Source organism: Cupriavidus taiwanensis (genome assembly GCF_900250075.1).
GTDB lineage: Bacteria > Pseudomonadota > Gammaproteobacteria > Burkholderiales > Burkholderiaceae > Cupriavidus > Cupriavidus taiwanensis_C.
This window is the reverse complement of sequence record NZ_LT977071.1, coordinates 1,411,656-1,426,670: the sequence shown is the minus strand read 5'-3', so window position 1 is coordinate 1,426,670 and position 15,015 is coordinate 1,411,656. Positions and strand designations below refer to the sequence as shown.

Sequence of the window (15,015 nt, the reverse complement as noted above, 5' to 3'; positions counted from 1 at the left end):
TGTACAGTGGTCCGGGGCCTCCCGGCATTCCCTTAACGTCCTGATCCGAAAGAGAAACCGTGTCGAGCAAGCAGCTAATCCGGATTCGCGGCGCCCGCCAGCACAACCTCAAGGATGTCGATCTCGACCTGCGCCCTGGCGAGATGACCGTGGTAACCGGGCCGTCGGGGTCCGGCAAGTCCAGCCTGGTGTTCGACACGCTCTATGCCGAAGGCCAGCGCCGCTACGTCGAGACCTTCAGCGCCTACGCCCGCCAGTTCCTGGACCGGATGGACCGGCCCCAGGTCGAGCGCGTGGATGGCGTGCCGCCGGCGATCGCCATCGACCAGACCAACCCGGTGCGCAGCTCGCGGTCTACGGTCGGCACGATGACCGAGCTGAACGACCACCTGAAGCTGCTCTACGCGCGCGCGGCCGAGCTGTTCGACAAGCAGACCGCGCAGCCTGTGCGCCATGACTCGCCCGAAACCATCTATGCCGATCTGGTCGCGCGCACGGCCGCGGGCCAGCCGCACCACGACGCACGGCTGGTGGTGACGTTCCCGGTGGAACTGCCGGAATCGGCCACCGACGAGGAAGTCCAGCAGTGGCTGTCGGTCAGCGGCTATACCCGCGTGCAGGCGCAGCGCGTGGTGCCGTCGCCCACCGGCGCGCGCAAGCTGCTCGATGTGGTCGCGGACCGCTTCCGCATCGGCAATGCCGAGAAAGTGCGCGTGGTCGAGGCCATCGAGGCCTCGCTCCGGCGGGGCGGCGGGCGCGTCAACATCTACGTGCTGACCGACGGCGACGACGGCCCGGTGTGGCGCTACTCCACCGGGCTGCACAGCCCCGACAGCGACCTGCGCTATGCCGACCCGCAGCCCGCGCTGTTTTCCTTCAACTCGGCCTACGGCGCCTGCGAAACCTGCCGCGGCTTCGGCCGCGTGATCGGGGTCGACCTGGGCCTGGTGATTCCCGATGCGCGCAAGACGCTGCGCGGCGGCGCGATCAAGCCGATGCAGACGCCGGCCTGGAAGGAATGCCAGGACGACCTGATGCGCTATGCCGGCAAGGCCGGCATCCCGCGCGAGACGCCCTGGGCGGAGCTGACCGAGGCCGAGCGCGATTGGGTCGTCCATGGCTCGCCGGACTGGAACGGGCAGTGGAACAAGCAGTGGTACGGCGTGATGCGGTTCTTCAACTACCTCGAGTCGAAGGCCTACAAGATGCACATCCGCGTGCTGCTGTCGAAGTACCGCAGCTACACGCCGTGCGAAACCTGCGGCGGCGCGCGCCTGAAGACCGAGTCGCTGCTGTGGCGCCTGGGCTCGAAGGACAATGCCGATGCCGTGCTGGCGCCGCAGCGCCGCTTCCTGCCGCGCGGCGTGGACTGGGACCGCACCCGGCTCGAGGCGCTGCCGGGCCTGACCGTGCATGACCTGATGCTGCTGCCGATCGAGCGGATCCGCCGCTTCTTCGACGAGCTGTCGCTGCCCAGCGCGATGCTGGACGATGCGCTCAAGCTGCTGCTGGCCGAGGTGCGCACGCGCCTGAAGTACCTGTGCGACGTGGGCCTGGGCTACCTGACGCTGGACCGCCAGAGCCGCACGCTGTCCGGCGGCGAGGTGCAGCGCATCAACCTGACCACGGCGCTGGGCACCTCGCTGGTCAACACGCTGTTCGTGCTGGATGAGCCCAGCATCGGCCTGCACCCGCGCGACCTGAACCGCATCGTCGAGGCCATGCACCGGCTGCGCGACGCGGGCAATACGCTGGTGGTGGTCGAGCATGATCCGTCGGTGATGCTGGCCGCCGACCGCCTGATCGACATGGGCCCCGGCCCTGGCGAGCGCGGCGGCAACATCATCTTCGACGGCACCCCGGCGGATATCCGCCAGGCCGGCACGCTGACCGGCGATTACCTGGGCGGGCGCCGCCGCGTGGCCGATGCCTCGCACTGGCAGCGCCGGCCGGTCGACGGCAAGCTGCCGCGCATCGTGCTGGAGGGCGCGACCGAGCACAACCTGCAGGATGTCACGGTGGAAATCCCGCTGCAGCGGCTGGTATGCGTGACCGGCGTGTCCGGCTCGGGCAAGTCCACGCTGCTGCAGGATGTGCTGTATCCCGCCATGGCGCGGCACTTCGGCAAGGCCGCCGAGTCGCCGGGCGCGTTCCGCCAGCTGACCGGCGCGGACCTGGTCGACGATGTGGTCTTCGTCGACCAGTCGCCGATCGGCAAGACCGCGCGCTCCAACCCGGCCAGCTATGTCGGCGCCTTCGACGAGATCCGCAAGCTCTTCGCCAGGGCGCCGCTGGCCCTGCAGCGCAGCTATACCGCGGGCACCTTCAGCTTCAACTCCGGTGACGGGCGCTGCCCCACCTGCGGCGGCTCCGGCTTCGAGCACGTCGAGATGCAGTTCCTCAGCGACGTCTACCTGCGCTGCCCGGACTGCGACGGCACCCGCTACCGTGCCGAAGTGCTCGAAGTAAAGATCGAGCGCGCCGCGCCCGGCCAGCCGCCACGCCTGCTCAGCATCGCGGATGTGCTGGAACTGACCGTCAGCGAGGCCGCGGCCTGTTTTGCCGGCGATGCGGCGGTGCTGCGCGTGCTGCAGCCGATCGTCGATGTCGGGCTGGAATACATGAAGCTGGGCCAGCCGGTGCCGACGCTGTCGGGCGGCGAGGCGCAGCGTCTGAAGCTGGCCGGCTTCCTCGCCGAAGCCGCGCAGGCGACGCCGTCGCGCACGCGGGCCAGCAACCTGCCGCGCCGGCTGTTCATGTTCGACGAGCCCACCACGGGCCTGCATTTCGACGACATTGCCAAGCTGATGCAGGCCTTCGGCAAGCTGCTCGATGGCGGTCATTCGCTGATCGTGATCGAGCACAACCTGGACGTGATCCGTGCCGCGGACTGGCTGATCGACCTCGGCCCCGAGGGGGGCGACGCGGGCGGTCGAGTGGTCTGCACCGGCACGCCCGAGGACGTGAAGCGCTGCGCCGGGTCGCATACCGGCCAGGCGCTGATCCACTATGACGCTGCCCTCGGTGAAGCCGGCACGCTGGCGGCCGAACGCGCCGAGGCGGAAGGCGTGCCGCTGCAGGCCGCGCTGCAGGCGCGGCGCGCGCGCCGCGAGGTGGAGGGCGAGGACGTGGTGCGCATCGTCAATGCGCACGAGCACAACCTGAAGGCGCTGAACGTCGACATCCCGCACGGCAAGTTCAACGTGGTCACCGGCGTGTCGGGTTCCGGCAAGTCGACGCTGGCGTTCGACATCCTGTTCCACGAGGGCCAGCGCCGCTACCTGGAATCGCTCAACGCCTATGCCCGTTCGATCGTGCAGCCCGCCGGCCGGCCCGAAGTGGATGCGGTCTACGGCATCCCGCCGACGGTGGCGATCGAGCAGCGGCTGTCGCGCGGCGGCCGCAAGAGCACGGTGGCGACCACCTCCGAGGTCTGGCACTTCCTGCGCCTGCTGTACGTCAAGCTGGGCATCCAGCACTGCGTGCATGATGGCGCGCCGGTAACCTCGCAGAGCCCGGAATCGATCGCCGCACAACTGCTGCGCGACCATCGCGGCCAGCACGTGGGGCTGCTGGCGCCGCTGGTGGTGAACCGCAAGGGGGTCTACACGGACCTGGCCAAATGGGCCAAGGCGCGCGGCAACACGCACCTGCGCGTCGACGGCGAATTCCTGCCGGTGGACCCGTGGCCGCGGCTGGACCGCTTCCGCGAGCACACCATCGAGCTGCCCGTCGGTGACCTGGTGGTGTCGGCCGACAACGAGGCCGGGCTGCGGGCGCTGCTGGCGCAGGCGCTGGAGGCCGGCAAGGGCGTGATGCACCTGCTGGCGCCGCTGGACGGACTGGACCATGCCATGCACAACGGCGGCAGCGCGCATGTCGGCGAGGTCAAGGTGTTCTCGACCAAGCGTGCCTGCCCGCAATGCGGCACCAGCTATCCGGAGCTGGATCCGCGCATGTTCTCGTACAACAGCAAGCACGGCTGGTGCGGCACCTGCGTCGGCACCGGGCTGGCGCTGACGCGCGAGCAGCGCGCGGCCTTCGACGACACCGTGCTGGCCGACGACAACCGCGGCCGCGAGCAGAGCCTGCCGTCGGAAGAGCAGGAACCCGAGGGCGTGGTCGACACGCCGTGCCCGGACTGCCACGGCACCCGCCTGAACCCGGTGGCGCGCGCGGTGACCTTCGACGACAACGCGATCGTCGAGGTGGCGCAGTGGACCGTGTCCGAGACCCGCCGCTGGGTCGACGGGCTGCGCCTGTCCGGACGCGATGCCGAGATCGCGCGCGACGTGGTCAGCGAGATCGGCAGCCGCCTGCAGTTCCTGGAAGAAGTGGGGCTGGGCTACCTGAGCCTGGACCGTGCCGCGCCCAGCCTGTCCGGCGGCGAGGCGCAGCGCATCCGCCTGGCGGCGCAACTCGGCAGCAACCTGCAGGGCGTGTGCTACGTGCTGGACGAGCCCACCATCGGCCTGCATCCGCGCGACAACCAGATCCTGCTGGACGCGCTGCGCAAGCTGGGCGACAAGGGCAACACGCTGGTGGTGGTGGAGCATGACGAAGACACCATCCGTCGCGCCGACCATATCATCGACATCGGCCCGGGCGCGGGCAAGCGCGGCGGCACGCTGGTGGCGCAGGGCGGCGTGGCCGAGCTGGCCGCCGCAACGGCGTCCACCACCGGCCAGTTCCTGGCCAACCCGATCGTCCATCCGCTGCAGCCGCGGCGCAAGGTCAGGCCCGGCGCAGCGGGCAAGCCCGCGGATCCGCCGCAATGGCTGACGGTGCACGGCGCGTCGCTGCACAACCTGCGCAATGTGACCGCGCGCCTGCCGCTGTCGCGGCTGGTGGCGATCACGGGCGTGTCGGGCTCGGGCAAGTCGACGCTGGCGCGCGATGTGCTGATGACCAACCTGCTCGATGCGGTGGGCCGCTCGGTGCTGTCGTCGCCGGCGACGCGGCGCGCGCGCAACGCGGCCAAGGATGAGAACGGCGCGGGCAAGGGCAGTGCCAGGAAGCCGCTCGACGTCCGGCACAACTGGCACGGCTGCGAAGCGATTACCGGCTGGGAAACCATCGACCGCGTGCTGGAAGTGGACCAGACCCCGATCGGCAAGACCCCGCGCTCCTGCCCGGCGACCTATATCGGCGTGTGGGACACCATCCGCCGGCTGTTCGCCGATACGCTGGAAGCGCGCGCACGCGGCTACACCGCCTCGCGCTTCTCGTTCAACACCGGCGACGGGCGTTGCCCGGCGTGCGAAGGGCAGGGCGTGCGCACCATCGGCATGAGCTTCCTGCCGGACGTGAAGGTGCCGTGCGATGTCTGCCACGGCCAGCGCTTCAACCCCGAGACCCTGGCCGTGACCTGGCGCGGCAAGAATATCGGCGAAGTGCTGACCATGGAGATCGACGAGGCGGTGGAGTTCTTTGCGGCCATGTCGAACATTGCGCATCCACTGCAGCTGATGAAGGATGTGGGCCTGGGCTACCTGACGCTGGGCCAGCCGTCGCCGACGCTGTCCGGCGGCGAGGCGCAGCGCATCAAGCTGGTGACCGAACTGAGCAAGGTGCGCGACGACATCACCCGGCGCGGGCAGAAGCCACCGCACACGCTGTATGTGCTCGACGAACCCACCGTGGGCCTGCACATGGCCGACGTGGCGCGGCTGATCCGCGTGCTGCACCGGCTCACCGACGGCGGCCACAGCGTGGTGGTGATCGAGCATGATCTCGACGTGATTGCCGAGGCCGACTGGATCATCGATCTGGGCCCCGAGGGCGGCGCGGGCGGCGGCACCATCGTCGGCGCGGCCGATCCCGAAGCGCTGTCGCGCAACCGCGCCAGCCATACGGGTGCGGCGCTGGTGCCGGTGCTGGCGCGGGGCCACGCCGCCACGGGCAAGGTGGGCATCGCCTAAGGCCGCGGGGCCGGGCGCGGCGAAGCGAAAGGCGGTACAGGCACGCCTTTCGCTTGCCCATGGTTACTGGCGCGCACATCGCGCCCTAACGGAGGTAACCATGAAGCATTTCCGCACCAGCCGACTCCTTGCCGCCCTCGCCGTGGCGGCGGCCGCCATCCCCGCCATGGCACAGACGCCAGGTACGCCGCGCGGCTCTTACGACCCGTATTCGCAGGGCGCGCGCAGCACCGACAAGTTCGACCCTTATACGCAGGGGGCCAACGCGCCGACGCGTACTGACCTGGCCCCGACGGCACCTGCGGCCACCGCGCCGGAGGCGCAGCCGTCGACCATGCCGGCGCAGCCTGGCATGCCTGGCACCACCGTGCAACGCACGCCGGACCCGTATATGGAAGGGGCTCGCTGGGAAAGCCCTGACCTGGGCCGCCGCATCGGCAGGCCTAACCAGTTCCTCGACGGGGCCTGAGGATCGCGCCTTGCAACCGCTCACCGAGACCGGCCATGCGAATGCAACCGGACTTACCGTCCCTTGTAAATCCTGCCCACGCGCGTGAGCCCGGCGATACCCCGGCGCAGGCCGGGGCTTCGGCGGCGTTGCATTGTCCGCCGACGCGCGCAGCCGGCCTGGCCCAGATGACGGTGGTCAGCTACAACATCCACCGCGCCGTCGGCACCGATCGCCGCTATCGCCCTGATCGGATCGCAGCCGTGCTGGCGGAACTCGACGCCGATATCGTTGCGCTGCAGGAAGTGGAATCGGGCAGCAGCAACGACCATACGCTGGAATACCTGGCCGGACACACGGGCATGCACGTGGTGTCGGGCTTTACGCGGGTGCGCGGCAGCGCCGACTACGGCAATGCGCTGCTGACGCGCTTCGCCCCCGAGGCAGTGAACCAGATCGACCTGACCGTCAAGGGCTGCGAGCCGCGCGGTGCCATCGACGCCACCGTCTCCTGCACCGCCTCCGGCTGCGCCAATCCGCTGCGCGTGATCGCGACCCATCTGGGCCTGCGCCCGGGCGAGCGTCGCCACCAGGTGCAGCAGTTGCTGAACTACGTCGCCGCGGCGCCGCCGTTGCCGACCATCCTGCTGGGCGACGTCAACGAGTGGTTCTTGTGGGGCCGGCCGCTGCGCTGGCTGCACGCGTATTTCGAACACACTCCGCACACGGCGACCTTTCCATCGCGGCTGCCGGTGTTTGCGCTGGATCGCATCTGGGTGTCGCCGCGCGCGCACCTGGTGTCGGTGGCCAGCCACCGCTCGCCGCTGGCGCGCGTGGCATCGGACCACCTGCCGCTGGTGGCCTGTTTCGAGGTGCCGGAAGGCGGATGGAATGCGCGGCGTACCACTGCGCACGCGAAGGAGGATTTCAATGAAACACCGTGACGATGAATACCTGCGCAGGCGCCCCGATCACCAGTACGGCAGCAACGACCAGGGTTACAGCGGCATTCCCGCGCAGGCGCGCAACCGCCGCCAGCGCACCCTGACCGCGGGCCGCTATGGCAATACCGCCGAGCGGCTGCCGCGCGACGACACCCGCCCGTTTGAGGCCGAAGCGGAAGGCTGGCAGGGCCGGGAAGTTGAATCATGGCGCCGGGGGCGCCCCGCCGAACCCTCGAGCGAACCCTGGGACGAGGCTCGCTATGAAGACGAATGGTCGCGCCGTCGCGTGCCATATGGCGCGGAGCGCTGGGAAGGCCGGCGCGACTGGTATGGCGGGCCAGCCGGCGCGCCTTACGGCACCGATGACTGGGACGTGCCGGCGTACCGCGGCTACCGCCGCGGCGGCCCGAAGAACTACCGCCGCGGGGACGACCGCATCCATGATGAAGTCTGCGACCGGCTCGCGCATGCGCAGGAGCTGGATGTCAGCGAAGTCACGGTGCGGGTGCAGGACGGCCTGGTGACGCTGGAGGGCCACGTCGGCGATCGCCGCAGCAAGTACGACATCGAAGAGATTGCCGAGCGCGTATTCGGCGTGCAGGACGTGATCAACCACATCCGGGTGCGGCCCTACGGCGTCCTGGCGTCCGAATGACCCGGGCGGCTCCGCAGCATCCGGAGCCGCCTTCTTGATCCACCCGCTAATCCACCCGCTAATCCACCCGCGGCGGGCGCGGCGGGTTCTCTTCGCGCTCGTCGGTGCGGTCGGCCTTGTCGACGGGCATGTCGGCCGGCAGTGCCTCGGCCGCGCGCACCACTTCATCGGCGATCTCTTCCTCGGGCGTTTCCTCTTCCTCGGGGCTGTGCGCGTCTTCATCGCGCTGCGCGAGCTCGTTCTCGATATCGTCGGTTTCCTGCGCGAGGTCCGGGTCAAGCGTGCTGGGGATATTGCCGGCTTCGGAGCGCGCCGCACCAGTGGCCGTGTTCTGGCGCGAACGGCCGCGGCCCGAGGCGGCTTGCGCGCCTTCGCGCCGGGCACTCGCTAGCGGACTGCCCACGCGGTCGGTGCGGGTGCCGGCATGCCGCGTGGGGCCGGTACGTACGGTCTTGCTCATCATGCCTCCTGTTGGGGCTGGTGCAAGGGGTGGCCGCCGGGTTCAGTAGTTCTCGACCGGCGGCTCGCTTTCTTCGGGCTTGCCGCCGGGGCGTTTGACCGAGGGCGGCTCGCCGTTCTCGTCGGGAATGTCGTGCTCGCGCTCGACATCGTGGCGCCGGTCGCGCCCCGGCTTGCCGCGCTCGTGCTCGGTGTCCGGGCCGCCCTTGTGCGGGTCGCGGGGCTCGCTGCGGCGGCGGGTGGTGTCGTGGTCGGGCTGGCGATGGGTGCTCATCACGTCTCCATCAAGGTTGGCATGGCGCTGCCGGACAGGCGACAGGTCGTCAATCGGTGCCGGCGCGCAGTTCATCCGAAACCGCGCTGACGCCGCGCACCGAACGCGCCAGCTCCATGGCCATCGTACGCTGTTTGTCGTCGCGCACGGTGCCTTCGAGCTTGACCACGCCGTCGGTGGTCGATACCCGGATCTTGCCCGGGTCGAGCGTGCGCGCATTGGCCAGGCGTGCCTGGACCTCGGCCGTGATGGCGCGGTCGCTGGCGGCAGCGGTATCGCGTGGCGCCGCGGTGCGGCCGGTGGATGACGGCGCCGCGGGTGCATCGGTCGGTGCTGCGATGCCCGGCGCGGAGGCCGCCATGGCCAGCACGGCAAGCGGCAACGCCAGCGCGGCGATGCGAATGCGGTAGCGTGCGGTCATAGAGCCCTCCTGTACATGCTGGCGGGCCTGCGGTTCAGCCCGCACCTGCACTTTGCCTGCAAGCTCCGTTCCCGCATGGTCGCGGGCGCAGGCATTGCCACCACCCGGCCGATGCTGCGCCACGGCGCGGACTGTGCGCGATGCGGCGCCGTCGCCGGCGCGGCGCGGTGCCGCATGCGCCGTAGTTTTTACAGGCGCTGCAGAAACTGCATGGCGCGCGTGGCCGACGCGCCGCAGTGCGCAGGCGGCGCTGCGATGGGCGGCGGCACAGCGCCTGGCGTGCCGCTTGCGTTCCGTGCTGTGCTGGCGTGCGGTCCTGTCTATAGTGGAGGAAATGCTGGCAACAACTGGCGTGCGGCAAGTGCCGGCGAGCACCCGCAACGCCGGCCTTCCCGCCGCGGCGCAGCTTGCGGCCGTGTGCTGCCGGGCCCGACAGCGCGGGGGAGCGTATAGCCGTTGCGAGGAAGCCATGAACCTAGCCAGCATTCTGTCCACCGTGGTCCTGGCCTCGTCGGTGTCGGTGTCGTCGGCACCGGTCGAGCGCCAGCTGCTTGCGATCACGCCTTCGGACTTCGCCCAGCGTTTCAACACCGTCGCGCAGGACACCGGTTCCGGCCTGGCCCTGCCCAGCTTCAAGGTCAAGCCCGGATGGCACCGGGCCGCGCCCAGCGCGGGGGTGTCGGTGCTGGTGCGCGCCAGCCGCGCCGGCTACGCCATCGATGAAGTGGTGGTGGTGTGCCGCGAGGTCGAACGCTGCTTCCTGACCATCTGCACCGCCGCGCTTGCCATCGACGACAGCGTCAACCCGATGCTGCTGCAGCGCTTTATCGTGGCGCGCATTGCCACCGAACTCGGCGAGGTCGGCCTGGTGATGTCGGGGCTCGCGTACATCGTGGTAACGCCCAAGGAAGACGACTACGTGGCCGTGGTGATCCGGCCCTACCTGCCGCAGGAACGCAGCGCCTCGCCGACCCAGGCCTCGCGCGGGCCGTTCGCGCCGGTCGTATGGCAGTCGACGGCGCCGCCGCACTCCTGAGCGTGGCGCATCAGGGCTCGCGCAGCAGCAGCGCGACCGGCAGGCCGCCCAGCACTTCGCGCAGCCGCAGGCGACCCAGCGGTGCGTCGATGACATGGCCGGTCAGCGCATCGGTCCAGCGGCTCGGTTGCGGCGCGCCGACGTTGAGCGTGGTATCGCCCCAGGCCGCTTGCGGAATGCGCGGCAGGGCGGGGTCGACGCGCGCGGCGGCAAGCCGGGTGACCACGGTGATGGCCTGGCGCCCGTCGGCGCTGCGCGCAAACGCCAGCACCTGCGGCACCAGCGCCCCCTGCGCGGCCAGCATGCTGTATTGACCATCGGCGAACAGCGCCGCATGCGTGCGGCGCACCGCCAGCACCTGGCGCACCAGTTGCTGCTTGATGCGGCCGTCGCGCCAGTGCGCCAGCCAGTGGGCCCAGCCCGCGCTGCAACCCAGCCGTGCCTGCAGCCGGGCGTAGTCGGGCGGGCGCCGGTTGTCGGGATCGACCAGGCTCAGGTCCCAGCCTTCGCAGCCCTGGTAGCGGTCGGGAATGCCGGGCGCGGTCAGTTGCACCAGCACCTGCGCCAGGCTGTTCAGAGCCCCGGCCGCGGCAATGCGCTGCGCGAACTGGCCGATCTGCGCCAGCACACTGCCGGCTCCGCCCGCTGGACCGGGTGCGCAGAGGCCGTGCAGGAAGGCCTCGCATGCGGCTTCGTAATCGGTGTCGGGGCAGGTCCAGTTGCCATGGCGCTTGGCTTCGCGGATGGCCTTGCGCTGCCACGCGCCCACGCGCTCCAGCAAGGGCTGCGCGGCGTCGGCGTCGTCGGCAAGGTTCAGGTCTGCCATCGGCCAGGCGCCGACCAGGGTCTGGTACAGCATCAGCCGGTCGCCGGGGTCGGGCGCTTGCGGCAAGGTCGCCAGCAGCGGTGCCGACGCGGCCTCCCACGCGGCCACGGCATCGGCCCACGCGCCCGGAACCTCGCTCAGCACTGCCAGGCGCATGCGCGCGTCTTCGCCGCGCTTGTGGTCGTGGGTCGCGGTGGCGAGCATGGCGTAGGGGCAGGCCAGCCGCCGCGCCGCCATGCGGGCGTGGAATTGCGCCGGCGGCATCGCCAGCCGGGCCGGATCGCTGCCGACTTCGTTGCGCGACAGCAGCCGGCCGTAGCGGTAGAACGCGGTGTCCTCGCCGGCCTTGGCCGCCAGCGCCGGCATCAACTGCTGCAGCCGGCGGCGCAGCGCGCCGGTTTCGCTGTCGGCCGGCGCGGCGGTGCGCAGGCAGCCGCCGATAAAGGCCAGCGCCACCGCTTCGTCGGGCGCCAGGCCGGCGCGCGCGGCGCGCATGGCTTGTTCGAGCATGGCGTCATCGGCAAGCGCCGCGGCCGCGTCGCGTTCGGCCGGACGCGCATCGAAGTAGCTGCGATACACCGGTACCGCCGCCATCAGCGCGGCCAGCGCGCGCCGCAGCGCCGCCCGGGTCAGGTCGCGCGTGCCGGGCTCCTGCTCGGCGCAGTCGCGCAGGCACGCGGCGGCGCCTTCGAACTCCGTCACCAGGTGCCGCTCCAGCACCTGGCGCCGCGCGGCCTCGACATGCTCGGGAAAGCCGCGCGCATCGCCGCTGACCCTCGCCCACAGCGCGTCCAGCGGGGCTTCGCCGTCGCCGTCATGCAGCACCGCGGCCACTTCATCCATGAAGTCATAGCCGGTGGTGCCATGCACCTGCCAGTCCGGCGCCAGGCGCTCGCGCGGGCCAAGGATCTTCTCGACCACCAGCCACGGACGCTCCAGCCGCAGCGCGGGCGGGCGCGCGGCGGCATGGCGGTCCAGTGCGGCGCGCAGCCTGCGGCAATAGCCGGCGGGATCGGCCAGGCCGTCGACGTGGTCGACGCGCACGCCGTCGATCCAGCCTTCGCGCAGCAGGCGCAGCACCAGCGCATGGACCGCGTCGAACACCCGCTCGTCTTCCTCGCGCACGCCGACCAGGTCGCTGATCTCGAAGAAGCGGCGCCAGTTCTGCGCGGCGGCCGCGGTGCGCCACCAGGCCAGCCTGTAGTGCTGGCGTTCCAGCAGGGCATGGAGCCGGCTGCGGCCCTCGGCATGCGTGGCGTCGTACCAGGCCGGGCCGTCGCGCTCGGCTTCGGCGTCGACGCTGCCTGGCGCCAGCGGCAGGGTGTGGTCGAAATAGCGCAGATGGGCGGGGGCATCGTCGCTGGCCGGAACCCACTGCAGTTCGCCGGCCACCACGGTGTCCCAGTACGACTGCCCCAGCATCGGCAGCAGCACCTTGCCGTGCAGCGCCGGGTCGCGCGGGGTCCAGTCGATGTCGAAGCTGGCCGCGCAAGGGCTGCCGCGGCCATGCGCCAGCACGTCGCGCCACCAGCCGTTGTGGGTCGGGTCGGCCGCCATGTGGTTGGGCACGATGTCGACGATCAGGCCGAGGCCGGCGTCGCGGGCGCGCGCGGCCAGCGCTTTCAGGCCGGGCTCGCCGCCCAGCTCGTCGCGCACCGCGGTGAAATCGGTGACGTCATAGCCATGGGTGGAGCCGGGCCGCGCCCCGCATATGGGCGACAGGTAAAGATGGCTGACGCCCAGCGCGGCGTAGTAGCCGACCACGGCGGCGGCATCGGCAAAGGTGAAGCCCGGGTGCAGCTGCAGCCGGGCGGTTGCGCGTGGCAGCGCTTGCGGCGCGCCGTCAGGCATCATCGCGCGCGGGCCGCGGCGGGCTCGCACACGGTGGCCACGCATGCGCGCTGCGGCAGCAGCCCGGCCGACAAGGCCGCGGCCGCGCCGGCGCTGCTTTCATGCAGCGCGGTGCTGCGGTCGTGGCACGGCCGCGTGCACGGCACGGCTTCGTTGCCCAGGTTGAGCCACAGGCTGAGTTCGACGCCGTCCATCAGCCGCCAGCGCGCGCACAGCGCCGCCGGCCCCAGCACGTCGACGCCGGCGCTCTGGCAGCCGGCCAGCCGGTGCAGCAGTTCGCGCCGCCGCACGGCGAGCAGTTCGCGGTAGTAAGGCGTCCAGTCGCCGTCATCGTCGAAGCGCGGGCGCGAGGCTTCGAACGTGGCCGGGTCGTTGGGGTCGGGGATGGCCGCCGCGCGGGCGTCGTCGCGGAACGCGGCGGTCGCGGCGAACTCGCGCCGGCGTCCGTCGCGCACGGCCCGGGCCAGCTCGGGCGGATGGCTGGTGAAATACAGAAACGGCTGCGCGCTGCCGGTTTCCTCGCCCATGAACACCAGCGGCACCTGCGGACACAGTAGCTGCAGGGCGATCGCCGCGCGCAGTGCCTCGCGGTCGGCCAGTTGCGCCAGCCGTTCGCCAAGGGCGCGGTTGCCGGTCTGGTCATGGTTCTGCAGGAAGCAGACGAAGGCCGTGGGCGGCAGGTGCGCGCTGGGCTGGCCGCGCCGCACGCCATCCGCCGCCGCGGGCAGCGCGGCCGAGCGGAACGCCGAGCGTTCGCCCTGGTAGGCAAAGCCTTCGCCCAGCACGCGCGCGAGGTGGCGCAGCGCAGGCACGCCGCGCCCGGCGGCGGCGCTGTCGCCATTGCCGCCACTGCCGCCATCGCCCGCATCCGGCGCCGCGCTGTAGTCGCGGTAGTAGCCATCGTCCTCGCCGGTCAGCAGCACGTGCAGCGCGTGGTGCGCGTCGTCGTTCCACTGCGCGTCGTAGCCCGCGGCCAGCAGCGCGGCGTCGTTGTCGTCGTTCTCCAGCACCAGGTGGACATGGCGGCGCGGGCCGTCGCCATCGGCCAGCGCGGTGCGCAGTTCGCCCGGCAGCGCAGCCAGCCAGCCTTCGTCCTCGATGGCATGCACGGCGTCCAGGCGCAGGCCGTCGAAGCGGAACTGCTCGAGCCAGTAGCGCGCGTTCTCGGTGAAGAAGCGCCGCACCTGCGGCCGGCGGAAATCGATGGCCGGACCCCACGGGGTCTGGCGATCCGTGCGGAAAAAGGCGCTGGCGTAGCGGTGCAGGTAGTTGCCTTCGGGCCCGAAATGGTTGTAGACCACGTCCAGCAGCACCATCATGCCGAGCTGGTGGGCGCGGTCGACCAGTGCCCGCAGTTCGTCCGGCGTGCCGTAGCCGGACTCCGGCGCAAACGGCAGCACGCCGTCATAGCCCCAGTTGCGCGTGCCGGGAAACTCGGCGACCGGCATCAGCTCGACCGCGGTGAAGCCCAGCGCCGCCAGCCGCGGCAGTTGCTGCGCGGCGCCTGCGTAGCCGCCGCACAGGCCGACGTGCATTTCATAGACGATGGCTTCGTGCCAGGGGCGGCCGCGCCAGTCCGGGCAGGTCCACGCAAACGCGCTCGCGGCGTCGCCTGCCGGCACGATGCTGGGGCCGTGGACATCGTCGGCCTGCCAGCGCGAGGCCGGGTCGGGCACGGTGGTGCCATCGTCGAGCCGGAACCAGTAGCGCGCACCCGCGCAGCCCGGCACGATCGCCTCGAACCAGCCGTTGGGTCCGCATGCCATCGGCACCGGTCCCAGCCCGGCAATCTCCACGCGTACCGCGTGGCCCTGCTCGGCGGCGTCGGGCGCCCACAGCCGGAAGCGTACCCGTCCGTCCGGCAGCCAGGCCGGCCCGAACAGGTAGTCCTGCGTGGGTTCGTCGTGGGTGCAGAAGGGGGATGCCGAAGGCGCGGCAAAGCAGTCGAACGGCGCCAGCGGCGGCACGGCAGAGCGGGTGCCGGGGGCGAGGAGAAAGGGGTCGGCGTTCAAATTCGGCTCCTGCCTTCTGGGGGAATGGGGTCCTTGCGCAATGCGAACTCCATGCCAGCAGAAGGGCGCATTCGCGGCGCCACCGGCAAGCCCGCGGCGCAGCGCGGCGCGGGCTTTGTTACCTGTGGCGTTGTAGAAACTACCCTGCGCCTTCGCACATGCCATCGG

10 protein-coding genes are annotated in these 15,015 nt (G+C 71.0%); 5 read left to right on the top strand and 5 right to left on the bottom strand.

The genetic code is table 11. The features are described 5' to 3' along the window. Positions 1-59 precede the first annotated feature (59 nt). The 4 genes from uvrA to CBM2588_RS22740 all read left to right on the top strand — a co-directional run bounded on the left by uvrA (position 60) and on the right by CBM2588_RS22740 (position 7,968). Positions 60-5,921, top strand: a complete 5,862-nt coding sequence (gene uvrA, locus CBM2588_RS22755; RefSeq protein ID WP_115682605.1) for an excinuclease ABC subunit UvrA — start codon at positions 60-62, stop codon at positions 5,919-5,921. Between the two features lie 100 nt (positions 5,922-6,021). Next, the gene (locus CBM2588_RS22750) at positions 6,022-6,390 is read left to right on the top strand and encodes an endonuclease (RefSeq protein ID WP_115682604.1); all 369 of its coding nucleotides are present in this window, start codon (positions 6,022-6,024) and stop codon (positions 6,388-6,390) included. A gap of 35 nt (positions 6,391-6,425) precedes the next feature. Beyond that, complete coding sequence (locus tag CBM2588_RS22745; protein ID WP_115682603.1) at positions 6,426-7,313, top strand: endonuclease/exonuclease/phosphatase family protein; 888 nt, start codon at positions 6,426-6,428, stop codon at positions 7,311-7,313. Beyond that, positions 7,300-7,968, top strand: coding sequence for a BON domain-containing protein (locus tag CBM2588_RS22740; RefSeq protein ID WP_115682602.1), 669 nt, complete (start codon positions 7,300-7,302; stop codon positions 7,966-7,968). Before CBM2588_RS22745 ends, CBM2588_RS22740 begins: the two co-directional genes overlap by 14 nt. 58 nt (positions 7,969-8,026) lie before the next feature. On the opposite strand, the gene CBM2588_RS22735 is transcribed toward CBM2588_RS22740, so the two are convergent. The 3 genes from CBM2588_RS22735 to CBM2588_RS22725 are packed head-to-tail and all read right to left on the bottom strand — an operon-like array spanning position 8,027 to position 9,122. Beyond that, positions 8,027-8,428: a hypothetical protein gene (locus CBM2588_RS22735; RefSeq protein ID WP_115682601.1), complete on the bottom strand. Its 402-nt coding sequence runs from the start codon at positions 8,426-8,428 to the stop codon at positions 8,027-8,029. A 42-nt stretch (positions 8,429-8,470) separates the two neighbouring features. Then, positions 8,471-8,701: a hypothetical protein gene (locus CBM2588_RS22730; RefSeq protein WP_092315677.1), complete on the bottom strand. Its 231-nt coding sequence runs from the start codon at positions 8,699-8,701 to the stop codon at positions 8,471-8,473. A gap of 49 nt (positions 8,702-8,750) precedes the next feature. Beyond that, a complete protein-coding gene (locus tag CBM2588_RS22725; protein ID WP_115682600.1) occupies positions 8,751-9,122 on the bottom strand; it encodes a BON domain-containing protein in 372 nt (123 codons plus the stop codon). 469 nt (positions 9,123-9,591) lie between these two features. Between CBM2588_RS22725 and CBM2588_RS22720 the strand changes: the two genes are divergently transcribed. After that, complete coding sequence (locus CBM2588_RS22720) at positions 9,592-10,158, top strand: malto-oligosyltrehalose synthase (protein ID WP_115682599.1); 567 nt, start codon at positions 9,592-9,594, stop codon at positions 10,156-10,158. A gap of 10 nt (positions 10,159-10,168) precedes the next feature. Here the strand turns inward: CBM2588_RS22720 and treY are convergent, their stop codons facing one another. Then, a complete protein-coding gene (treY, locus tag CBM2588_RS22715) occupies positions 10,169-12,838 on the bottom strand; it encodes a malto-oligosyltrehalose synthase (RefSeq protein ID WP_115683695.1) in 2,670 nt (889 codons plus the stop codon). Beyond that, on the bottom strand, positions 12,835-14,847 hold the full coding sequence (locus CBM2588_RS22710; protein ID WP_115682598.1) for an alpha-amylase family glycosyl hydrolase: 2,013 nt from the start codon (positions 14,845-14,847) through the stop codon (positions 12,835-12,837). The genes treY and CBM2588_RS22710 overlap by 4 nt, the downstream gene beginning before the upstream one ends. Positions 14,848-15,015: the final 168 nt, after the last annotated feature.

Bases quoted from the DNA above. Each gene is read 5' to 3' on its own strand.
- CBM2588_RS22750 (WP_115682604.1), top strand. From the start codon at position 6,022: ATGAAGCATTTCCGCACCAGCCGACTCCTTGCCGCCCTCGCCGTGGCG.
- CBM2588_RS22745 (WP_115682603.1), top strand. From the start codon at position 6,426: ATGCGAATGCAACCGGACTTACCGTCCCTTGTAAATCCTGCCCACGCG.
- CBM2588_RS22740 (WP_115682602.1), top strand. From the start codon at position 7,300: ATGAAACACCGTGACGATGAATACCTGCGCAGGCGCCCCGATCACCAG.
- CBM2588_RS22735 (WP_115682601.1), bottom strand. From the start codon at position 8,428: ATGAGCAAGACCGTACGTACCGGCCCCACGCGGCATGCCGGCACCCGC.
- CBM2588_RS22730 (WP_092315677.1), bottom strand. From the start codon at position 8,701: ATGAGCACCCATCGCCAGCCCGACCACGACACCACCCGCCGCCGCAGC.
- CBM2588_RS22725 (WP_115682600.1), bottom strand. From the start codon at position 9,122: ATGACCGCACGCTACCGCATTCGCATCGCCGCGCTGGCGTTGCCGCTT.
- CBM2588_RS22720 (WP_115682599.1), top strand. From the start codon at position 9,592: ATGAACCTAGCCAGCATTCTGTCCACCGTGGTCCTGGCCTCGTCGGTG.
- treY (WP_115683695.1), bottom strand. From the start codon at position 12,838: ATGATGCCTGACGGCGCGCCGCAAGCGCTGCCACGCGCAACCGCCCGG.